Source organism: Pseudomonas sp. PGPR40 (genome assembly GCF_022014505.1).
GTDB lineage: Bacteria > Pseudomonadota > Gammaproteobacteria > Pseudomonadales > Pseudomonadaceae > Aquipseudomonas.
Genome location: NZ_JAKLSP010000017.1, coordinates 40,332 through 61,631, shown reverse-complemented (window position 1 = coordinate 61,631; position 21,300 = coordinate 40,332). Strand labels below are relative to the sequence as shown.

Annotated in this window: 23 protein-coding genes; 13 read left to right on the top strand and 10 right to left on the bottom strand. The window is 60.1% G+C overall.

The window, feature by feature from the left end:
* Nucleotides 1-31: 31 nt before the first annotated feature.
* The 3 genes from MEB48_RS15970 to sutA all read left to right on the top strand — a co-directional run bounded on the left by MEB48_RS15970 (nt 32) and on the right by sutA (nt 2,438).
* On the top strand, nt 32-1,369 hold the full coding sequence (locus tag MEB48_RS15970) for an ammonium transporter (protein ID WP_237885080.1): 1,338 nt from the start codon (nt 32-34) through the stop codon (nt 1,367-1,369).
* Nucleotides 1,370-1,582: 213 nt separating this feature from the next.
* On the top strand, nt 1,583-2,008 hold the full coding sequence (locus MEB48_RS15965) for a secondary thiamine-phosphate synthase enzyme YjbQ (protein WP_007989493.1): 426 nt from the start codon (nt 1,583-1,585) through the stop codon (nt 2,006-2,008).
* A 103-nt stretch (nt 2,009-2,111) separates the two neighbouring features.
* On the top strand, nt 2,112-2,438 hold the full coding sequence (sutA, locus tag MEB48_RS15960; protein ID WP_237885079.1) for a transcriptional regulator SutA: 327 nt from the start codon (nt 2,112-2,114) through the stop codon (nt 2,436-2,438).
* Nucleotides 2,439-2,606: 168 nt separating this feature from the next.
* Here sutA and MEB48_RS15955 read toward each other — a convergent pair whose 3' ends face one another.
* From MEB48_RS15955 to lptM, 6 genes are read right to left on the bottom strand one after another with little or no spacing between them, the layout of a single operon-like run.
* Nucleotides 2,607-3,314 carry an HAD family hydrolase gene (locus MEB48_RS15955; RefSeq protein ID WP_237885078.1) on the bottom strand — a complete coding sequence of 236 codons (708 nt, stop codon included), beginning with the start codon at nt 3,312-3,314 and terminating at the stop codon, nt 2,607-2,609.
* Nucleotides 3,311-4,210, bottom strand: a complete 900-nt coding sequence (xerC, locus tag MEB48_RS15950; protein ID WP_237885077.1) for a tyrosine recombinase XerC — start codon at nt 4,208-4,210, stop codon at nt 3,311-3,313. Before xerC ends, MEB48_RS15955 begins: the two co-directional genes overlap by 4 nt.
* 2 nt (nt 4,211-4,212) lie before the next feature.
* Entirely contained in the window at nt 4,213-4,938 is a 726-nt protein-coding gene (locus tag MEB48_RS15945) for a DUF484 family protein (RefSeq protein ID WP_237885076.1), read from the bottom strand.
* A gap of 13 nt (nt 4,939-4,951) precedes the next feature.
* Nucleotides 4,952-5,782, bottom strand: coding sequence for a diaminopimelate epimerase (gene dapF, locus MEB48_RS15940; RefSeq protein WP_237885075.1), 831 nt, complete (start codon nt 5,780-5,782; stop codon nt 4,952-4,954).
* Between the two features lie 4 nt (nt 5,783-5,786).
* Nucleotides 5,787-7,034, bottom strand: a complete 1,248-nt coding sequence (gene lysA, locus MEB48_RS15935) for a diaminopimelate decarboxylase (RefSeq protein WP_237885074.1) — start codon at nt 7,032-7,034, stop codon at nt 5,787-5,789.
* 9 nt (nt 7,035-7,043) lie between these two features.
* Nucleotides 7,044-7,220 carry an LPS translocon maturation chaperone LptM gene (gene lptM, locus MEB48_RS15930; protein ID WP_237885073.1) on the bottom strand — a complete coding sequence of 59 codons (177 nt, stop codon included), beginning with the start codon at nt 7,218-7,220 and terminating at the stop codon, nt 7,044-7,046.
* Nucleotides 7,221-7,573: 353 nt separating this feature from the next.
* On the opposite strand from lptM, the gene cyaY reads away from it, so the two are divergent.
* The 3 genes from cyaY (at nt 7,574) to rnk (ending at nt 8,788) form a co-directional block, all read left to right on the top strand.
* A complete protein-coding gene (gene cyaY, locus MEB48_RS15925) occupies nt 7,574-7,906 on the top strand; it encodes an iron donor protein CyaY (RefSeq protein WP_237885072.1) in 333 nt (110 codons plus the stop codon).
* 4 nt (nt 7,907-7,910) lie between these two features.
* Complete coding sequence (locus tag MEB48_RS15920; protein ID WP_237885071.1) at nt 7,911-8,129, top strand: DUF1289 domain-containing protein; 219 nt, start codon at nt 7,911-7,913, stop codon at nt 8,127-8,129.
* Nucleotides 8,130-8,377: 248 nt separating this feature from the next.
* A complete protein-coding gene (rnk, locus tag MEB48_RS15915; protein WP_237885070.1) occupies nt 8,378-8,788 on the top strand; it encodes a nucleoside diphosphate kinase regulator in 411 nt (136 codons plus the stop codon).
* Nucleotides 8,789-8,795: 7 nt separating this feature from the next.
* Here the strand turns inward: rnk and MEB48_RS15910 are convergent, their stop codons facing one another.
* The 3 genes from MEB48_RS15910 to MEB48_RS15900 form a co-directional block, all read right to left on the bottom strand.
* On the bottom strand, nt 8,796-11,642 hold the full coding sequence (locus tag MEB48_RS15910) for a class I adenylate cyclase (protein WP_237885069.1): 2,847 nt from the start codon (nt 11,640-11,642) through the stop codon (nt 8,796-8,798).
* 195 nt (nt 11,643-11,837) lie between these two features.
* Entirely contained in the window at nt 11,838-12,083 is a 246-nt protein-coding gene (locus tag MEB48_RS15905) for a TIGR02647 family protein (protein WP_030129110.1), read from the bottom strand.
* A 233-nt stretch (nt 12,084-12,316) separates the two neighbouring features.
* On the bottom strand, nt 12,317-12,601 hold the full coding sequence (locus MEB48_RS15900) for a hypothetical protein (RefSeq protein WP_237885068.1): 285 nt from the start codon (nt 12,599-12,601) through the stop codon (nt 12,317-12,319).
* Nucleotides 12,602-12,726: 125 nt separating this feature from the next.
* Here MEB48_RS15900 and MEB48_RS15895 point away from each other — a divergent pair, with 125 nt between their 5' ends.
* Nucleotides 12,727-13,386 carry a glutathione S-transferase family protein gene (locus MEB48_RS15895; RefSeq protein WP_237885067.1) on the top strand — a complete coding sequence of 220 codons (660 nt, stop codon included), beginning with the start codon at nt 12,727-12,729 and terminating at the stop codon, nt 13,384-13,386.
* A gap of 130 nt (nt 13,387-13,516) precedes the next feature.
* Here the strand turns inward: MEB48_RS15895 and argH are convergent, their stop codons facing one another.
* Nucleotides 13,517-14,911, bottom strand: coding sequence for an argininosuccinate lyase (argH, locus tag MEB48_RS15890; RefSeq protein WP_237885066.1), 1,395 nt, complete (start codon nt 14,909-14,911; stop codon nt 13,517-13,519).
* Nucleotides 14,912-15,371: 460 nt separating this feature from the next.
* On the opposite strand from argH, the gene MEB48_RS15880 reads away from it, so the two are divergent.
* From MEB48_RS15880 to MEB48_RS15855, 6 genes are all read left to right on the top strand, one after another.
* Nucleotides 15,372-16,118: a LytR/AlgR family response regulator transcription factor gene (locus MEB48_RS15880; protein ID WP_237885065.1), complete on the top strand. Its 747-nt coding sequence runs from the start codon at nt 15,372-15,374 to the stop codon at nt 16,116-16,118.
* Between the two features lie 126 nt (nt 16,119-16,244).
* On the top strand, nt 16,245-17,186 hold the full coding sequence (hemC, locus tag MEB48_RS15875) for a hydroxymethylbilane synthase (protein ID WP_237885064.1): 942 nt from the start codon (nt 16,245-16,247) through the stop codon (nt 17,184-17,186).
* On the top strand, nt 17,183-17,950 hold the full coding sequence (locus tag MEB48_RS15870; protein WP_237885063.1) for a uroporphyrinogen-III synthase: 768 nt from the start codon (nt 17,183-17,185) through the stop codon (nt 17,948-17,950). The genes hemC and MEB48_RS15870 overlap by 4 nt, the downstream gene beginning before the upstream one ends.
* A gap of 16 nt (nt 17,951-17,966) precedes the next feature.
* Entirely contained in the window at nt 17,967-19,109 is a 1,143-nt protein-coding gene (locus tag MEB48_RS15865) for a uroporphyrinogen-III C-methyltransferase (protein ID WP_237885062.1), read from the top strand.
* Complete coding sequence (locus MEB48_RS15860; protein ID WP_237885061.1) at nt 19,106-20,344, top strand: heme biosynthesis protein HemY; 1,239 nt, start codon at nt 19,106-19,108, stop codon at nt 20,342-20,344. The genes MEB48_RS15865 and MEB48_RS15860 overlap by 4 nt, the downstream gene beginning before the upstream one ends.
* A 352-nt stretch (nt 20,345-20,696) precedes the next feature.
* Nucleotides 20,697-21,248, top strand: a complete 552-nt coding sequence (locus MEB48_RS15855) for a disulfide bond formation protein B (RefSeq protein ID WP_237885060.1) — start codon at nt 20,697-20,699, stop codon at nt 21,246-21,248.
* The last annotated feature ends 52 nt before the right edge of the window (nt 21,249-21,300 follow it).

The following is a 21,300-nucleotide window of genomic DNA, read 5'->3' as shown; positions in this document are numbered from 1 at the left end:
CCACAAACCCAACGCCCCAGGAGAAAACAATATGACTCTGCGTAAAATCGCAGGGCTAGGAGCCCTGTTGTCCCTCGTAATGCCCGGCCTGGCCATGGCGGCAGACGAAGTGGCGGCCCCAGTCCTCAACTCCGGCGATACCGCCTGGATGATGACCTCGACAGCCCTCGTGCTGTTCATGACCATTCCCGGCCTCGCGCTGTTCTACGGTGGCATGGTTCGCTCCAAAAACATTCTTTCCGTGATGATGCAGTGCTTCGCCATTACCGGTCTGATCAGCATTCTGTGGGTCATTTATGGCTACAGCATTGCGTTCGACACCACCGGCATGGAGCAGGGCGTCGTCAACTTCAACTCGTTCTTCGGCGGCATGGGCAAGGCATTCCTCGCCGGTGTCACGCCTTCGAGCCTGACCGGTCCCGCGGCGCTGTTCCCTGAGGCGGTCTTCATCACCTTCCAGATGACCTTTGCGATCATCACCCCGGCGTTGATCGTCGGTGCCTTCGCCGAGCGGATGAAGTTCTCCGCCATGCTGATCTTCATGGGCATCTGGTTCACCCTGGTTTACGCACCGATTGCGCACATGGTCTGGTCCGGCAACGGCGGCTTGATGTGGGACTGGGGCGTGCTCGACTTCGCGGGCGGCACCGTGGTGCATATCAACGCCGGTGTGGCCGGTCTGATTGCCTGCCTGGTACTGGGCAAGCGTAAAGGTTTCCCGACCACCCCGATGGCCCCGCACAACCTCGGCTACACCCTGATGGGCGCCGCGATGCTGTGGTTCGGCTGGTTCGGCTTCAACGCCGGTTCCGCTGCTGCCGCCAACGGCACTGCCGGCATGGCGATGCTGGTCACTCAGATCGCCACCGCCGCCGCTGCACTGGGCTGGATGTTTGCCGAGTGGATCACTCATGGCAAGCCAAGTGCACTGGGTATCGCTTCGGGTGTTGTGGCCGGCCTGGTTGCAATCACTCCGGCGGCAGGCACCGTGGGCCCGATGGGCGCGCTGGTGATCGGTCTTGCGGCGGGCGTGGTGTGCTTCTTCTGCGCCACCACCCTGAAACGCAAACTCGGCTATGACGACTCCCTGGATGCCTTCGGCGTGCATGGTATCGGCGGTATCCTTGGCGCGATTCTGACCGGTGTGTTCGCAGCACCGTCCTTGGGTGGCTTCGGCACCGTTACCGACATCGCTGCTCAAGTCTGGATTCAGTGCAAAGGCGTTGGCTTCACGGTGATCTACACCGCGATCGTTACCTTCATCATCCTCAAGGTGCTGGACGCCGTCATGGGTCTGCGTATCACCGAGGAAGAAGAAGCAGTCGGCATCGATCTGGCACTCCACAACGAACGCGGCTACAACTTGTAAGCACGCGCATAAAAAAATGCCCGGCTTGCCGGGCATTTTTTTGTCTGGAGTTTGTCAGTGGAGGAAGGGCTGAAAGGTTTTTTCATACACGTTCAGGCGTGTTTACGGCGGGCGTTTTTCTACGGCCAATGGCTTACACGATTGAAGGAATATTTGGGCCTTTGTTTTTTCCCGGAGCGCGCTAGAATGCGCCCCGAACGTGCGGAGAACTGTATGTGGCAACAGACTCTGATTACCCTGCGGGCACGGCCCCGGGGCTTTCATCTGGTAACGGACGAGTTACTCGCCGGCCTGCCTGAACTCAAGGCGTGTCGGGTTGGTCTGTTGCATTTGTGGCTACAGCATACCTCGGCGTCGTTGACCATCAACGAGAATGCCGATCCGGCGGTACGTCGCGACTTCGAACGATTTTTCAATCGTCTGATCCCACAAGGAACAGACGGCTATGAGCATAACGACGAAGGCCTGGACGACCTCCCGGCGCACTTCAAGGCCAGCGTACTTGGCTGTCAGCTCAGTTTGCCGATCTCGGCAGGCCGACTGGCGTTGGGAACCTGGCAAGGCGTTTATCTGGGCGAGCACCGTGATCATGGCGGTGCCCGTAAAGTCCTCGCCACCGTGCACGGTGAAGGGGCATGAAACCGCTGGTCACCAGCGGTGGTTGAATTTTTTCCGGCAGCCTTCGACAGAGGGCAAAGCTGGGCTATAACTAATCTGCTTTTCGCAAGTCATGAGGTAGAACATGAGCGACGATGATCTGGAAAACGACGACCTCGAAGTAGGCGACGAAGACGAGGCCGAAGAGGGCCTGGAAGCAGCAGCGGAAGACGTTGCTGACGACGACGGCGGCGACGATACGCCGGCCCCGACCGCCAAAGGCAAGGCCAAGGCTGCGGTATCGGTCGATGAGCTGCCGAGCGTCGAAGCCAAGAACAAGGAGCGCGACGCCCTGGCCAAGGCCATGGAAGAGTTTCTTGCGCGCGGTGGCAAGGTGCAGGAAGTGGAGGCCAATGTGGTCGCCGATCCTCCCAAGAAGCCTGATAACAAGTACGGCAGCCGACCTATCTAAGCGCCTGCTTCTTGCTTGCTGAAAAAGCCCGCCGTCGCTGCGGGCTTTTTCATGGGTGGACCAATGTCCAAAGGCCCGACGCATAACCCTGTAGGAGCTGGCTTGCCAGCGAATAGGCCTTGCACTGATCTTGAGATCGCCTTCGCTGGCAAGCCAGCTCCTACGGGGTCAGATCAAGCCATTGTTCCACCGCGCCAACAACCCCGGCAACTCGGTCAAACTGCGAATCTCTGCATCCGGCGCCTTCTCGGCTTCCCACACCTTGCCTGCCGGGTTAAACCAGATTGCCCGCAGCCCTGCCTGCTGGGCGCCGGCAATGTCGTCGCCGGGATGGTCGCCAATATGCACGGCGGTCTCGGCGGTCGCGCCGCCCCGCTGCAGCGCTTCATGAAACAGTCGCGCATCCGGCTTGGCGATACCGATGTCTTCAGCGCACAGGGCAAACTTGAAGTAATCCGCCAGCCCCAGCCGACGCACATCGGCATTGCCATTGGTCACCACGCCCAGCGCATAGTGATTGGCCAGAATTTCCAAAGTCGGTTGCACCTCTGGGAAGATCTCCAACTGATGCCGCGCATGCAGAAACACTTCGAAACCCTGGTCGGCCAGGTCAGATGCTTCGATATGCCTGTAACCGGCTTCTTCCAGCGCATGGAACAACACCCGCCGACGCAGGGCACTGATGCGGTGTTTTAGGCTCGGTTCGTTGCTAAGCACCCGCTCGCGAATCGACCACAGATGCTCCACCGGCACCGCGCCCAGGTTCGGGGCGTGCTCGGTCAACCATTCACGCAGTACGATTTCGGCGCTGGCGATCACTGGAGCGGTGTCCCACAGGGTGTCGTCGAGGTCGAAGGTGATCAATTGGAGGGTCATGAATCATCGCCTTTAATGCGTTTGGCCCGTGGATGGGCGCTGTCGTAGACCGTCGCCAGGTGCTGGAAGTCCAGGTGGGTATAGATCTGGGTGGTCTTGATGTCCGAATGGCCGAGCAGTTCCTGCACCGCACGCAAATCCTGAGAGGACTCCAGCAAATGGCTGGCGAAGGAGTGTCGCAACATGTGTGGGTGCAGGTTCTGCCCCAATTCGCGTTCGCCAGCCGCTTTGACCCGAACCTGAATTGCCCGTGGACCGAGGCGCCGGCCTTGCTGGCTGACAAACACTGCGTCGTCCGCCGGGTTGGTCAGCGACCGCAATGGCAGCCACAACTCCAGTGCTTCGCGAGCCTTTTTGCCCACTGGCAACAGGCGGGTCTTGCTGCCCTTGCCGAGCACCTGAACCATGCCGTCGGCCAGGTCCAGTTGATCAAGGTTGAGGCCGGTCAATTCAGAAAGGCGCAAGCCGGAGGAATAGAACAGCTCCAGAATCGCCTGATCCCGACGCGCCAGAAAGTCATCTTCCACCGCACCTTCAAGCAGTTGCAGCGCGCGGTCAGTGTCGAGGGTCTTCGGCAAGCGACGTTCGCCCTTGGGCGGTGCCAGGCCATTGGCCGGGTCGTGGTCGCAAAGGCCTTCGCGGTTCAGATAGTGATAGAGCCCGCGCACCGCCGAGAGCAGCCGCGCCAGACTGCGGGAAGATTGACCTATAGCATGCAGGCGAGCGATCAGGCTGCGCAGGCGCTGGATGTCCAGGGCGGCCCAACTGCTGATGTTCTGTTTGACGCACCAACCCAGCACTTTGTCGAGGTCGCGGCGGTAGGCGTACAGCGTATGCGGCGACACCTGCCGCTCACTGCGCAAGTGTTCGCAGTAAGCGTCCAGTTGCCGTTCCATGTTCAGCGTACCGAGCGCAGGGAGCTGTTGACCCGTGGTAGCACGCGGCCCATGACTTCGGCTATGTAACTCAGGAACAGCGTGCCCACCGAGCTCTTATAGTGCTGCGGATCACGACTGGCGATGGCCAGAACACCGTGGATGCCCTGATGGCTGATGGCGACGACGGCTGTGGAGCCGATCTGCTTGCGCTGTTCTTCGCCGAACAGGAAGTCCAGTTCATGTTCGCGCAGGCTGCCACAGACGCTTTTGTCTTCCGAGAGCAAGCCGCCGATGGCCGTTTGTGCTTCGGCATGTGTGACCCAGCGGCCCACCGGCATCGGGTTGTCGCCCAGCAAAATCAGGCTGACGAAGGGCACCTGGAAGTCTTGGCGCAAGCTGTCTTCAACGCTGATTACCACGTCTTCCAGGCTGGTAGCGTCCATCAGCGTGAGAATCAGGCGTCGGGTCTTGTCGAACAGTCGGTCGTTGTCGCGGGCCACGTCCATCAAGTGCGAAAGGCGGTGGCGCAACTCGATGTTGCGGTCGCGCAGGATGGTCATCTGGCGTTCGACCAGCGAAATGGTGTCGCCGCGCTGGTGCGGAATGCGCAGGGCCGGGAGCAGTTCTTCGTGCTCGATGAAGAAATCCGGATGAGCTTCCAGGTACGCGGCAATCGCCGCCGCCTCAAGGCTTTCGGAAGGGGATTCGTCGGGCTGCAGGGCGGGAACCTGGGGCTTGTCGGTCATGGATTTCGCTCACTCAAAGACGCACTTGTCCTTCGTATACGCGCACTGCCGGGCCGGTCATCATGACCGGTTGGCCAGGGCCTGCCCATTCAATGGACAGACGCCCGCCGGGCAGGTCGATCAATAGCGGCGAATCCATCCACCCCTGGCTGATCGCGGCCACTGCGGCAGCACAGGCGCCGGTTCCGCATGCCTGGGTTTCCCCGGCCCCGCGCTCCCAGACGCGCAACTGCGCACGGTTCCGGTCGATGACCTGGAGAAAACCGACATTGACCCGTGCCGGGAAGCGCGGGTGATGTTCGATTTTCGGCCCCAGTTCATGTACCGGTGCGTTGTTGATATCGCTGACCCGCAACACGGCATGGGGGTTGCCCATGGACACCGCAGCCAGTTCGACCGTGGTGCCGTCGACGTCGACCTGATAGCTCAGAGCCTGGCTCGGGGCTTCGAACGGAATCTCGGCCGGCACCAGGCGCGGAGAACCCATGTTGACGCTGATCTGGCCATCGTTGCGGATGTCCAGTTCAATGATGCCGCTTTTGGTCTCAACGCGAATCAGCCGCTTGGCGGTCAGGCGTTTGTCGAGCACGAAGCGGGCAAAGCAGCGCGCACCGTTGCCGCATTGTTCCACTTCGGAGCCGTCGGCGTTGAAGATCCGATAGCGGAAATCCACATCCGGATTGCTCGGCGCCTCGACGATCAGCAACTGGTCGAAACCGATCCCCGTGTGCCGATCGCCCCATTGCTTGGCGTGCTTGGGCAGGATATGCGCGTGCTGGCTGACCAGGTCGAGAACCATGAAGTCATTGCCCAGGCCGTGCATCTTGGTAAAACGCAGCAGCATGGTTTTACTCCGGCAGCAGGCTTTCGCCAGCAAACAACTCGGCTACCGTCTCACGGCGACGCACTTCAAATGCCTGATCACCGTCCACCAACACTTCAGCGGCACGGCCGCGGGTGTTGTAGTTGGAGCTCATGACAAACCCGTAGGCACCGGCCGAATGCACGGCCAGCAGATCGCCTTCTTCCAGGGCCAGTTGACGATCCTTGGCCAGGAAGTCGCCGGTTTCGCAGATCGGGCCAACGATGTCGTAGGCGCGAGCGGTGCTGTTGCGCGGGCGCACGGCGGTGACGTCCATCCAGGCTTGATACAGCGCCGGGCGGATCAGGTCGTTCATGGCGGCGTCGACGATGGCAAAGTCTTTGTGCTCGGTGTGCTTGAGGTACTCGACCTGAGTCAGCAGCACGCCGGCGTTGGCGACGATGAAACGGCCCGGCTCGAACACCAGCGCCAGGTCACGACCGTCAAGACGCTCGCGCACGGCTTTGATGTAGTCGGCAGCCAAGGGCGGCTCTTCATCGCGATAACGCACGCCCAAACCACCACCGAGATCGATGTGGCGCAGGTAAATGCCACAATCGCCGAGGCGGTCGACCAGGCCCAGCAGGCGGTCGAGAGCATCGATGAACGGTGGCAGGGTGGTCAGTTGCGAACCGATGTGGCAATCGACGCCAATCACTTCCAGGTTAGGCAGTTGCGCGGCACGGACGTACACATCTTCGGCGTCGGCGATGGCGATGCCGAACTTGTTTTCCTTCAGGCCGGTGGAGATGTATGGGTGAGTGCCGGCATCGACGTCCGGGTTCACGCGCAACGAGATCGGCGCACGAACGCCCAGCTCGGCGGCCACTACTTGCAGGCGTTCGAGCTCGTCGGTGGACTCGACGTTGAAGCAGTGCACGCCGACTTCCAGCGCACGACGCATGTCGTCACGGGTCTTGCCGACACCGGAGAACACGATCTTGTCAGCAGTGCCGCCAGCGGCCAGTACGCGTTCCAGCTCGCCACGGGAAACGATGTCGAAACCGGCGCCCAAACGCGCCAGGACATTCAGTACACCCAGGTTGGAGTTGGCCTTGACCGCAAAGCACACCAGATGCGGCATGCCGGCCAGCGCATCGGCGTAAGCCAGGTATTGGGCTTCGATGTGTGCGCGCGAGTAAACGTAGGTCGGTGTACCAAAGCGATCAGCGATAGCAGACAGGGCAACACCTTCCGCGAACAGTTCACCGTCACGGTAGTTAAAAGCGTCCATGATGTTCCCTTATTGGTAGACGTCGTGCTTGTGCGCCTTGGAAGCAGGCTGCTGTTGCGACGATTTGGCCTGCTCGACAGGGTCCTGGTTCTCATCGGGCAGGTACAGCGGGCCTTTTTGACCACAAGCTGACACAAGACAGGCAACCGCGGCGAGCGCAGCAAAGGAAGAGATCAGGCGCTTCATGGCGAAATCCTTGAAAATGCGTTAATTGCGCCGGAGTATACCGGCCACCCGGCAGCTTGCCTATGCGACGCACCTCCCGTCCGGCGGGGCTTGGCCGGATGTGCGTCGGTTTAATGCAATCCCTGTGGGAGCGGGCTTGCCCGCGAATGCAGTCATTCATTCAATATTGATGTCGACTGACACGGCGCTTTCGCGAGCAAGCCCGCTCCCACATTAAATTTTGGCGCTATCAGGTCCTGCGTCGATATTTCATAACGCTAGCGAGCCCTTGGTGGTTATCCTTTGCAATCACCGGGGCTCGCCCGTATCTTGCGGCGCTTGAGCGTGAGTAGACACTTTTTGAGGTTCCCGCAATGAGTTTGACCGAAGCCCGTTTCCACGATCTGGTCGATGCCACCCAGCAGACGCTGGAGGATATTTTCGACGAGAGTGGCCTGGATATAGATCTGGAGAGCTCGGCCGGTGTGCTCACCGTCAAGTTCGAAAACGGCACCGCGCTGATCTTTAGTCGCCAGGAGCCATTGCGTCAGCTGTGGCTGGCAGCCGTGTCGGGTGGCTTCCACTTTGATTACGACGCCGAGAGCGAGCGCTGGATGTGTGACAAGAGCGAAGAGCAGCTCGGTGAGATGCTTGAGCGCATCGTCAAGCAGCAAGCCGACGTCGAACTCGATTTCGAAGGTCTGTGAGATCGTGACCCAGCCTGCCCCCGTTCGTCCGCCCAAACCGCTCTATAGCAACGTTAGCCCGGCAGTGCCTTCGCCGTGCAGCGGCGTGTGTCGGCTAGATGAGCAGAAAGTTTGTCTGGGGTGTTTTCGCCATGTCGAAGATATTCGTGAATGGCGCTCGGCGGATGATGAGCGGCGGCGGGTGATTTGTGCATCGGCCCTCGACCGCAAGAGTAGAGGCTAACCCGACCCCTGCAGGAACTGCCGAAGGCTGCAATCTTTTGATTTTCAGCGATTTCGGTTCCGTAGAAAAATCAAGATCAAAAGATCGCAGCCTGCGGCAGCTCCTACGCCGCCGGGTGGCGGCTTGTATATTTATTGAGCTGTGATAGTGTCCGGATACGCCTCAACCCATCGAGGCTCGTGAAAACCCCGCCTTTTTCTGGCGGGGTTTTGCTTTTTTCGTGCAGAAGAAAGGAGTCTGCCCTGATCATGACCGCACCTTCCATCACCCTTACCCGTCTGGACGTACAACGTCTGGAGCGCCTGATCGACAGCCTGGATGACACGCTGCCGGGCGTTATCGCGCTGCAAACCGAACTGGATCGCGCCGATACCCTGGTCGGTCACGAAGATGTGCCAGCCGATGTCGTGACCATGAACTCCCGTGTGCATTGCCGTGAAGAGAGCAGCGGCAAGGACTATCACCTGACTTTGGTTTATCCCAAGGATGCCAACGCTGACGAAGGCCGGATTTCCATTCTGGCTCCGGTGGGCAGTGCCTTGCTCGGCCTGAAGGTTGGTCAGCACATTGACTGGCCGGCTCCGGGCGGCAAGACCCTCAAACTGACCCTGCTGGAAGTCGAATCGCAGCCTGCCAATGGCGGCGATTACAACGTCTGACCCCGCCTCAGACCTGCTTAAGCGCCTCGTTCAGGGCGCGTTCCAGGTCGGCCTTGTAACGCAGATACAGATGGCTTGAACCTTGACCATCACCGAGCAGGCCCGACAGGTCCAGGTCGGTGATGTAGCAGCGATAGCGTTCGGTCTCACGGCGCTGCTCGATAATCTCTTGCGCGACCACGCTGAACAGTTGGTCGCCATGCTCCAGCTCTGAAAATTCCCGCTGATTGCAGTACAACGTGACCTGCACCTGCCCCGGTGCGGCTTTGCCGACGATGGCCTGCACGTCATAGAACGGTTTGTTGACCGGGGTTTGCGGCGCCGGCCGGGCTTCGACCCGACGCGCCCGTGCGGTACCTGAAGGCAACAACTGGTAATACGACGTGTCCAGGCTCAATGGCTGGACTGTGTCCATCGGCAGCAAGGCATCGCGCCGGTACTGGATCGATTGCAGGAAGCGTTGCAGCGGTACCAACAGGCTTTGTTCATCGTGATAGGGCAAGCGCTGCTGCCACAGGGCATTGAATTCATCCAGTACATACAAATCGGCCTGGTGTTCATTGATCCGGTAGAACACTTGGACGCAATCGGGTTGCCCCATGGGCAAGATCAGCGCCAGGTCATGATCTTCCAGTGCCATCGGGTCCAGATGAAACGGGCTGTAGCTCGCCAGTTCTTCGCCGAGGTAGTCGAACAGCGCTGGCAGGGTGGCGAGGGCGACATGATTGACTTGGCCGGGCACCAGCTCCAATACGTGGTAATGCTGCTGGACCTGAATCAGGTAACGATGATTGAGTTTGCTCAGCAGCAGGTTCTGCGCGGTGTCGAGGATTTCTTCAACCCGCCGGGCAATGAATTGCGCGCGGTTGTGGCAGAAGCAACGAACCCGCAGCTTGGGCTGTTGTGGCCCGTCCGGCAGATTGTTGAGGTAATCGCGCAGGCAGTCGAGCAGGGCGTGGGGGCCGTCAAAACGGCTGACCAACACCTCGTTCCAGCTATTGAGCGTGACTTGGTCCAGGGTCAGTACCAGGTTTTCCCGCACGCCGGCATAGCTCAAGGAGTCGGTGCGTTCGGTGGTCATCAGGATGTTCAGGTCGCGATGATGCCTGAGCGGATCGACGCCGACGTTCACCAGAATCAGTATTTCGCTCGGCACACTGGCGCGCAGCAAAGGCTCTTCGGCGACGGTGGTCAGGGGCAGGGCGATGCTTTGTTGCAGGCTGCCGAGCAAGTTGAACAGTTCGAACTCGCTCAAGTCGCTGGTGCCGGGGTGCAGGGCCAGACGGGTGCTGCTGTCGATCACCCCGTTGCGGTGGCACCAGGTGAGCAGCTCCAGTAGCTGACGGCTACGCTTGATCGGTGAGAAATGCTCCCATTCGTGGACGGTCAAACTGCCGTTGTACAAACCCCATTGGGTTTGCCCCGGTTCTTTTTTGTTTGGGGCCTGCACCAGCGTCAGGGTGTCTTCGGCGAGATCGGGGGCGATGCCCGGGTTGATGAACTCGACCTTGTCGGCCTTGCGCTCGAAGGCCGCGTACAGCCGCCGGCCCAGCACATTGAGGTCGCGCTTGTTGATGAGGCTGACAGTCTGCTCGTTGCGGGCAAACTGCGTCAGGAAGCGGTAGCTGTAATTCAGCTCCCCAACCAGGGCTCGGCGTTCGGCGCTGACCTGGCGGACTTTCCACTGACTGCGGCTGTCGAGCAATGCCAACTGACGCTGATCCCACTGCCATTCATGGGCCAGGCGTTCGAGCAACGAACGTTGCCAATTGGGGGTGCGAGCGATACTGGCGGTGAGTTTTCGATTGACCTTCAGATACAGCGCGCGGCGTACCAGTTCCAGCCGTTCCGGTTCGCCCCGGGCCGTGAGGTATTCCTCGATTCGCCGGTAAACCACGACGTATGGATCCAGTTCATCGAGGTCCAGTCGATTGGCAAACACCGCCTGCTTGAAACGCAGGCTCAGGCACTGGACCTTGGGGTGTTCGCTGGCGTAGACCTCGGTCAGCAGCAGTTTGAGCACCGATTTGTACGGTGACTCGATGCCTTTGAACAACTGCCAGAGCCCGGCACCGATGAACTCCCCGGGCGGAATATACGCCAGATGCCCCAGGTCCAGGGTCTCGTCGGCACGGATAAAACGCTTGGATAACAGCGTGTGGGTATAACGGTCGTACGCTACCTCTTCATAAACCGGCACCAGCCACCAGATGGGGGTACGGCCAGCCAGCCAGATCGCGGTGCGGTAGAACTCATCTAGCAGCAGATAGTGTTGGGTGGTGCCACAGTCTTCCGAACTTAGTTGGGAATCACGCTCGCCGAGCATGAAGCGAGTGGGGTCGATCAGGAAAAAATGCGCCTCGGCGCCTTGGCTGGCGGCCCATATTTCAAGCAACTGGCATTTCTTGCGCAGCTCAGCGAGCTCGCTTTCGCTCAAGTCCGGCCCGTGACAGACCCAGACGTCCATGTCGCTCTGATCGGCCTGGGCCAACGTGCCGAGGCTGCCCATCAGGAACAGGCCGTGAATCGGTCGCGGCGGATTGCTGCCGTGGCGCGGCTTATAGGAAAACGAGCGGGTCAGGCGCTGGGCTTCGGCGAGGGCGTTGGCATCAGGTTCGAAATTCGACAGCCCGGCCGGGGTGCTGCCCGAGACGTAACCTGGTAACAGTGGATGATTGACATGGAAAAACAGCGGCAGCAGGGTCAGCACCGTTTGCTGGCGGGTCGATAACCCTTCCATGGCACGGGCCATGCGACCCTCATTGAGCTTTAGAAAACGGGCACGCAGCTGGCTGAGAACCTTACGGTCGATTCCCTCGTCCAGATCGGGGCGGATTTCATGGGTGCGGGTCATGTCAGCTCAATCCGGCTCGCGGGGCTCGGACGTGGGAGGGTTCGGGATGAGTGGCAGTTTAGCGCCTCGGCTCCGGGACTTTTAGGCTGATTTTGTATTTCTGGCGTCAGGTTTCTATCGCGCGGCGACAGCGGGCACCAAAGTGTGCCCACGGAAATCCCGTGACAGAGGTTTCCGTGGGCGATGCGGTGAGGCTCAGGCGGTTTCCTGGACGGACAGAATGGTTAGAACGGTTTGCACATTTTGTGCTGCGTCACGACCCAGGCTGGTCAGATAACCGCCATCGGGCTGGGTGATCAATTCTTTATCGAACAGTCTTTGGGCGGCGGCAATGGCTTTCGGGGCAGCGGTCTGATGAATTTTCAAACCTTCCTGGGAGCTGTCCAGGTTGAAGAGGGCGAGGATTTCCAGTTCGGCAACCAACTCAGGGGTAAGCGACATAAGGACTCCAGACTTTCTAGGAATTAGACGATAGCGCTCCTAAGGTGAACTCGCTGGTGCGGCATGTCCAGTGCTCGTAACAGGGTTTTTTCGCCTCGGGGGGGAGCATTCCCTGGAGGGGGCGTGGTTTCTGTAGGAGCGAGGCTTGCCCGCGAAGAACGATGACGCGGTTTTTCAGGAAGACCGCGGTGAGGCCTTCGCGGGCAAGCCTCGCTCCTACAGGAGGGATAGGGTTATTTCTTTTCCGGCGGCAACTCTGGCAGAGCGCGCAGCGCCGCTTCGTACCATTCGGTGTTGAACGCGCGGTCTTCTTCGAGGATCGCGTCGATTTCCACTGCCAGCACGTGGGCCATCAGGTTGAGGATTTCATCACGCTCGTAACCCACCAGAGTCAGCTTGTTGAAGGTCGCCTTGGCCGCTGGCGGGTTATCGCTTTCGATCTGGTTCTCGATCGCTTCAATCAGCGTCGTTTCGGTGAACTCTTCTTCGTCGTTGTCGATATCGTTAGGCTCGCTCATGGCAGGCTCCTCAAGGAAAGGCGGCCAGTTTACCCGCATTCAGCGCTGTGATGCTGCTGGCAAGAAGTCCCCGGGCGTTCTATAACTGGCGCTGCCAACCCCCTGCACGGCCTGGAGGCTATGTAATGCTCAAGCTTTATGGATTTTGCGTCAGCAACTACTACAACATGGTCAAGCTGGCGTTGCTGGAGAAGGGACTGCCGTTTGAAGAAGTGCCGTTTTACCCAGGCACTACCCCCGAAACGTTAGCTATCAGCCCACGTGGAAAGGTTCCGGTGCTGGGCGTCGAACAAGGTTTCATCAATGAAACCAGCGTGATTCTCGAATACCTCGAGCAGAGCCAGGAAGGCACGCCGCTGCTGCCGAGCGATCCTTTCGAGCGAGCCCAGGTCCTGGCCTTGGCCAAGGAAATCGAGCTGTACATCGAACTGCCCGGACGCGCCTGTTACCCCGCAGCATTTTTCGGCATGACGGTACCGGACGCTATCCAGGAAAAGACCAAGGCAGAGTTACTGCTGGGGTTTGCCGCGCTGGGCAGGCATGGCAAATTCGCTCCTTATGTGGCTGGTGACAGCCTGAGCGTGGCTGATCTGTATTTCCTGTACAGCGTGCCGTTGGCGCGTGCCGTGGCGCAGAAGCTGTTCGATATTGATCTGTTGGCTGAGATGCCGGCAGCCAGGGCGCTGTTGGAGCGTCTGGAGCAGAACCCGCATGTGCAGCGGATCGCAAAGGACAAGGACGCGGCGATGCCGGCGTTTCTGGAGATGATCGCGTCCAAAAAGTAGATTTTGTAGTGTTTGTAAAATCGCCTTCGCGAGCAAGCCCGCTCCCACATTAAATCAGTGGTGAACACAAATTTTGTGAACACCAGCGATCCAGTGTGGGAGCGGGCTTGCTCGCGAAGCTCTTGACGATTTAGCGGCTGGCGAGTAGTGCCTGACCGCGAGCAACAGCCTTCTTGACCTGCGTCGGCGCAGTGCCGCCGATATGGTCACGGGCATTCACCGAACCTTCCAGGGTCAGCACGGCAAATACGTCCTGCTCGATCTGATCGCTGAATTTGCGCAGCTCTTCCAGGCTCATTTCTGCCAGATCCTTGCCGGTGTCCACGCCATACTTCACCGCGTGACCAACGATCTCATGGCAATCACGGAACGGCAGACCACGGCGAACCAGATAGTCAGCCAGGTCGGTGGCGGTGGAGAAACCGCGCAATGCCGCTTCGCGCATCATGGCGTGCTTGGGTTTGATCGCCGGGATCATGTCGGCAAAGGCCCGCAGCGAGTCGCGCAGGGTGTCGGCGGCGTCGAACAGCGGTTCCTTGTCTTCCTGATTGTCCTTGTTGTAGGCCAGCGGCTGGCCTTTCATCAGGGTCAGCAGGCCCATCAATGCGCCAAATACCCGGCCAGTCTTGCCGCGAACCAGCTCTGGCACGTCCGGGTTTTTCTTTTGCGGCATGATCGAGCTGCCAGTGCAGAAACGGTCCGGCAGATCGATGAACTGGAACTGCGCGCTGGTCCACAACACCAACTCTTCGGAGAACCGCGACAAGTGCATCATCGCGATGCTCGCGGCCGAGCAGAACTCGATGGCGAAGTCGCGATCGGACACGTTGTCCAGCGAGTTACCGCCGACAGCGTCGAAGCTCAGCAGTTGAGCGGTGTATTCGCGGTCGATCGGGTAAGTGGTGCCCGCCAGCGCGGCGCTGCCCAGCGGCATACGGTTGGTGCGCTTGCGGCAGTCCACTAGACGCTCGTAGTCGCGGCTGAGCATTTCGAACCAGGCCAGCATGTGGTGCCCGAAGGTCACCGGCTGCGCGGTTTGCAGGTGAGTGAAGCCCGGCATGATGCTGCCGGCTTCGCGCTCGGCCTGCTCCAGCAAGCCTTGTTGCAGGCGGGTGATTTCGCCAAGAATCAGATCGATCTCGTCCCGCAGCCACAGGCGGATGTCGGTGGCGACCTGGTCGTTACGGCTGCGGCCGGTGTGCAGCTTTTTACCGGTCACGCCGATGCGGTCGGTCAGACGCGCCTCGATGTTCATGTGCACGTCTTCAAGGTCGATGCGCCAGTCGAACTGGCCGGCCTCGATTTCACCCTGGATGGTTTTCAGGCCGTCGATGATGCTGTCGCGCTCGGCATCGGTCAGCACGCCGACCTTGGCCAGCATGGTGGCGTGGGCGATCGAGCCCATGATGTCGTGGCGATACAGGCGCTGGTCGAAGGTGACGGAGGCGGTGAAGCGGGCGACGAAGGCGTCGACGGGTTCACTGAAGCGGCCGCCCCAGGACTGATTGGTCTTGTCAGTGCTCATGAATTCGCTCGTATCGGCTTGAAGAAAGATGGCGTGAAACGCTGACGCGGATAATAACAGGGTTGCCGATTCTGTCGTGGACACTGGTCGACAGGTTTTTTTCTCATCGTGCGACCCCTGCACGAAGCAGGCGATACGGAAATTGCGCAACGATATTTTTCAATTGAGCAATATCGTCCCGGCAACCGTCTACAGTTGGACAGAGGATCAGCGCACTTCTCGATGCTGCAGCTGACTATAGAGAGAAGAGGGTGTTCATATTGTGTATCAGCAAACCCTATGGCGATGCCTCGCCAGTGCGGGCCTGGGCCGTCAGTCACCCGGCAGATGAAAATTTAGCCGCCGGTCTCGCGGCACTTTTTGGCCCTCGCGCTAGTCTTAGCGTGGATCGCGGTGACGGACGTCACTTCACCTGTCTACGCTATCCTTGTGCGAGACTCACGCAGGAATCCAGCGCAATATGAATGTCCTGATCGTTGATGACGAACCCCTGGCCCGCGAGCGCCTGAGCCGAATGGTCGGCGAACTCGAGGGATACAATGTCCTGGAGCCCAGCGCCACGAACGGCGAAGAGGCGTTGGCACTGATCGACAGTCACAAACCGGATATCGTGCTGCTCGATATTCGCATGCCGGGCCTCGATGGCCTGCAAGTGGCTGCACGGTTGTGCGAACGCGAAACCCCGCCCGCCGTGGTGTTTTGCACCGGGCCCGATGAATTTGCCGTGGAAGCCCTACAGGCCAGCGCCGTGGGCTATCTGGTGAAGCCAGTGCGCACAGAACAGTTACATGAAGCATTAAAGAATGCCGAGCGACCCAATCGCGTCCAGCTCGCGGCCTTGACTCGCCCCGCGGCCGAAACCGGTAGCGGCCCGCGCAGTCACATCAGCGCCCGCACCCGAAAAGGCATCGAGCTGATTCCGCTGGGTCAGGTGGTCTACTTTATCGCCGACCACAAGTACGTCACCTTGCGTCATGAAGGCGGGGAAGTACTGCTCGACGAACCACTCAAGGCCCTCGAAGACGAATTCGGCGACCGTTTCGTGCGGATTCATCGCAACGCACTGGTTGCCCGCGAACGTATCGAGCGGCTGCAGCGCACGCCCCTGGGGCATTTCCAGCTGTTCCTCAAAGGTCTGAACGGCGATGCCCTGATTGTCAGCCGACGCCATGTGGCCGGCGTACGCAAAATGATGCAACAGCTTTAATCGGGCGGATTTATACCCTGTTACCGGACATTGAGGCCAGGGAGGCCATGGAGTTTCTGATACAAGTCAAAGTGGATTTGGCTGAGCTGTTATTATCTGCCGTATCTATTCAGTACGGATTGATCCATGTCCTCTTCCGAAATCCGCATCGCCACCCGCAAAAGTGCTCTCGCCCTGTGGCAGGCCGAGTACGTCAAGGCTCGTCTGGAAGAGGCCCATCCGGGCCTGCTCGTGACGCTGGTGCCCATGGTCAGTCGCGGCGACAAGCTGCTTGATTCGCCCCTGTCGAAGATCGGTGGCAAGGGCCTGTTCGTCAAGGAACTTGAAACCGCGCTGCTGGAAAACGCAGCCGACATCGCCGTGCATTCCATGAAAGACGTGCCGATGGACTTCCCCGAAGGCCTTGGCTTGTTCTGCATCTGCGAGCGCGAAGACCCGCGCGATGCCTTTGTCTCCAATACCTACGCCAGCCTGGATGAGTTGCCGCCAGGCAGCATCGTCGGTACGTCGAGCCTGCGCCGTCAGGCTCAGCTGCTGACTCGTCGCCCGGACCTGGAAATCCGCTTCCTGCGTGGCAACGTCAACACTCGCCTGGCCAAGCTCGATGCTGGCGAATACGACGCCATCATCCTCGCTGCGGCGGGTTTGATTCGGCTGGGCTTCGAAGATCGCATCACCTCGGCCATCAGCGTCGAAGACAGTTTGCCCGCCGGAGGACAAGGCGCGGTCGGTATCGAGTGCCGCAGCGCCGATACTGAAATTCATGCGTTGCTCGCACCGTTACATCACCCGGACACGGCCACTCGCGTTACCGCCGAGCGTGCCCTCAACAAACATTTGAATGGCGGTTGCCAGGTACCCATCGCTTGCTACGCCGTGCTTGAAGGCGAGCAGATCTGGTTGCGTGGTTTGGTGGGTGATCCAGGCGGCGGCCTGCTGCTCAGCGCCGAAGCCCGTGCGCCACGGGGCGATGCCGAAGCTTTGGGTGTGCAAGTGGCCGAAGACCTGCTGAGCCAGGGCGCCGACGCCATTCTGAAAGCAGTCTATGGCGAGGCAGGGCACGAGTGACTGGCTGGCGCCTGTTGCTGACGCGCCCTGCGGATGAATCGGTGGCGCTTGCCCGTGTGCTGGCCAACGCGGGGGTTTTCAGCAGCAGCTTGCCGCTTTTGGATATCGAGCCGATTCCCGCCTCTGACACAATGCGCGAAGTGATTCAGAACCTGGACAGCTATAGCGCGGTGATCGTGGTCAGCAAACCGGCCGCCAGAATCGCTGTCGATCTGCTTAACCAGTACTGTCCGCAACCACCGGTTGTGAAGTGGTTCAGCGTGGGTGCGGCGACGGCGCAGATTCTCGAGGATAACGGGCTGGATGTGAGCTTCCCGGTCGACGGCGACGACAGCGAAGCCTTGCTTGAGCTTGCATCGTTGCGCGAGGCCGTCGCCCGAACCGATCCACGGGTGCTGATCATGCGCGGGGAGGGTGGGCGCGAATTGCTGGCTGAGCGTTTGCGCGAGCTTGGTGCTAGTGTCGAGTATCTGGAGTTGTACCGGCGTGGTCTGCCGCAGTACCCGCCGGCAACGCTGCCTGGCCGGATCGAAGCGGAACGCTTGAACGGGCTGGTGGTCAGCAGTGGACAGGGTTTTGAGCACCTGCACCAATTGGCTGGCGATGCCTGGCCGAGCATGGTGCGGTTGCCATTGTTTGTTCCAAGCCCCAGGGTCGCCGAGTTGGCACGTGCCGCCGGGGCCCAAACAGTTGTGGATTGTCGCGGCGCCAGTGCCGCGGCCTTGCTGGCGGCGTTACGGGAGCATCCCGTGCCCGTTTTCTAATGCAAAGGATGGATACGTGAGCGAAACAGCCTTGCCTAAAGATGACGTCCGGTCCGTGCTCGATGCACCGGTAGAAACTGCGCCACCTGCTGTTGAGCAGCGCCGAGGCAATGGGTTGGCAATCGTCGCGCTGCTGTTGGGCGCTGCCGGTGTTGCAGTAGGCGGTTGGGGAGTCTGGCAGGTGCGTCACCTGCAAGCCAATACCCAACAACAATTGAGTCAGGTACAGGCGTTGAATGATCAGGCACAGAGCCTGAAGCTCAACGAGCAACGCCTGACGGCTCGCCTCGAGCAAATGCCGGCCGCCGAGGAACTCGATGCGCGCAGTCGTCTGCTCATTCAACTTCAGGGCGATCAGCAACGCCTGAATCAACGCCTGGAAACCGTCCTCGGCGCGAGCCGCAAGGACTGGCGTCTGGCCGAAGCCGAGCACTTGCTGCGTCTGGCCAGCCTGCGTCTGTCGGCGTTGCAGGACATCAGCAGCGCTCAGGCCCTGGTGCAAGGGGCCGATGAGATTCTCCGTGAACAGAACGACCCAGGGGCGTTTGCCGCTCGCGAGCAAGTGGCCAAAACCCTGGTAGCCCTGCGCAGTACTGAACAGCCGGATCGCACCGGGTTGTTCCTGCGACTTGGCGCCTTGCGTGATCAGGTGATCAATCTCACCGAGCTGGCGCCGGAATACAAGGACCGTGGCGAGTCCCTGCTGGGCCTGACCGCCGATGGCGACGGTGCCAGTCGCTGGGCGCAATGGTGGGATCAGATCTCGCGTTATATCCGCATCGATTTCAACGCCGACAAGAATGTCCGGCCGTTGCTGGCAGGGCAGAGCCTGAGCCAGGTGCGTCTGGCCCTGAGCCTGGCGCTGGAGCAGGCGCAATGGGCCGCGCTCAATGGACAAGCCGCGGTTTACACCCAGGCGCTGGCCGAAGCGCGGGACGTGCTCAAGGGCAATTTCAACCCGGACAATCCTCAGAGCAAAATCATGCTGGAGCAGGTGGCCGAGTTGAGCAAGCAGCCGGTTACGGTGGTCACGCCGGATCTGACCGGCACGTTGAGTTCGGTTCAGGCCTACCTCGAGCGGCGCAACGTCAATGCCGAGGAGTCGGTGAAGCCTCTGGCCAAACCTGCCGCAAGCACTCTGCAGGAGGCAACGCCATGAAGCGCCTCTATGTGATCGTGTTCGTGGTCATCGCCGCTGCCGCCGCACTGGGGCTGGCGATTGCCGAGCATTCCGGCTACGTGCTGATCGCCTATAAAACGTTCCGTTACGAATCGAGCTTGTGGGCAACCCTGGCTCTGGTGGTCGTGTTGTGGTTGATGTTCTGGGGCATCAAGGCGTTGGTCGAGCTGGTGACGACTTCCGGTGGAGTGGTCAATCCATGGTCGCGGCGCAATCGCAGTCGACGGGTACAGGTGGCGATCGAGCACGGTCAGCTGGATTTGGCTGAGGGCCGCTGGGCCAGTGCGCAACGTCATCTGTATCGCGCGGCGGAAGCCGAGCGCCAGCCGTTGCTCTATTACCTCGGTGCCGCCCGCGCCGCGAACGAACAAGGTCACTACGAGGAAAGCGACAATCTGCTGGAGCGCGCTCTGGAGCGACAGCCCCAGGCCGAGCTGGCGATTGCCTTGAATCATGCCCAATTGCAGACCGACCGCGGCGACACTGAAGGCGCGCTGGTGACCCTGCAAGCCATGCACGAGCGTCATCCTCATAATGTCCAGACCCTGCGCCAATTGCAGCGCTTGCTTCAGCAGCGGGGCGACTGGTCGGCTGTGATTCGCTTGTTGCCAGAGTTACGCAAGGACAAGGTGCTGCCACCGGCCGAGCTGGCTGAACTGGAGCGTCGCGCCTGGGGTGAGAATCTTTCGTTGGCGGCGCACCGGGAAGAGGACGGAACGGTCGGTTTGCAATCGCTCAATCGTGCCTGGCAGCAACTCACCGCTGCTCAGCGTCAGGAGTCACCACTGGTGCTGGCTTATGCCGAGCAATTGCGGCAATTGGGGGCGCAAGTCGAAGCCGAAGAAATCCTGCGCACAGCCCTCAAGCGAAAATACGACAGCCATCTGGCGCGCCTGTACGGACTGGTTCGCGGCAGCGATCCGGCCAGGCAATTGCACATCGCCGAGGGTTGGCTCAAGGATCATCCCGCCGACCCGAGCCTGTTACTGACGTTGGGCCGTTTGTGTCTGCAAAGCAGTCTGTGGGGCAAGGCCAGGGATTATCTGGAAAGCAGCCTGCGTGTGCAGCGCAACCCTGAAGCCTGCGCCGAACTGGCGCGGTTGCTGGCGCAACTGGGTGACACCGAACGCAGTAATCAGCTGTTCCAGGAGGGCTTGGGTCTATTGGATGAGCGCTTGCTGGCGGCACCATTGCCAGTGCCGGCTCACGCCTGATTGCCTGAGCCGGACCTATGCAGCTGGCGCAGCCTGCGTTCGGCTGCGCGGCAGTCGTCATACGTTTAACGCGATCCATCTGACCCATCCGTGGTTCCTGTTTTACGACTGCTGCGCAGCCGAACGCAGCCTTTGGCAGCTGCTGGAAGGGGGCGGGAATCGCTTCGAATCCGCAACTGTTTCTGCGTTGTAACCCTTCGCCGGCAAAGTCCTACAAAGGACTACATCAAGTCCTCTCGACCCTGTCGGGAATTCCCTACACTTCTGCTGAAGTGTCCGTGGTGGCCTGCCTTGAAAGGCTGCTGCGCTTTCCTCTACCGTAACCGCCTGTCTCCATTGCTACGGAAAAGCCATGTCTTTGGCCTGCTCACGCTCCTTGTTTTTCATGGTTTTCATTGCAGGTGCCCTGGCCTTGGGCGTTTCCTATTACCTGGAATATGCGGTCGGCCTCAAGCCTTGCGGGTTGTGCCTGTTGCAGCGGGCTTGCCTGGCGCTGCTCACGGGTGTCTGCCTGGCGGCTTCAGTGCAGGGGCCTGGCCGCTTCGGATCATTCCTGTATTGGCTGCTGGGTCTGTTATGCAGTCTGGCGGGTACCGTCACGGCGTGGCGGCAGGTGCTGTTGCAGAGCGATCCGGTGCATCAGCTATCGGTATGCTCGCCTGATCTGGCCGATCTGTTCGCCAGTACGCCCTGGCTGTATGTCGTGCAGCGAATGTTCAAAGGAACCGCCGATTGCGCGGAAATTTCCTGGACGTTGTTCGACCTGAGCATCCCGGAGTGGAGTCTGCTGTTCTTCGTTGCGGTGATGATTCTGGGCGGGTATCAATTGCTGCGCCTTGTCTGGATCGCGGGTCAGCGACCGCTCAGCGGCGAGTCGTCGCATCGGGTACTGGCGGGCGATTAAACACTTGTATGAACTTTATCTCCTGCGTACCTTGAAGCCATAGGCGTGCGGG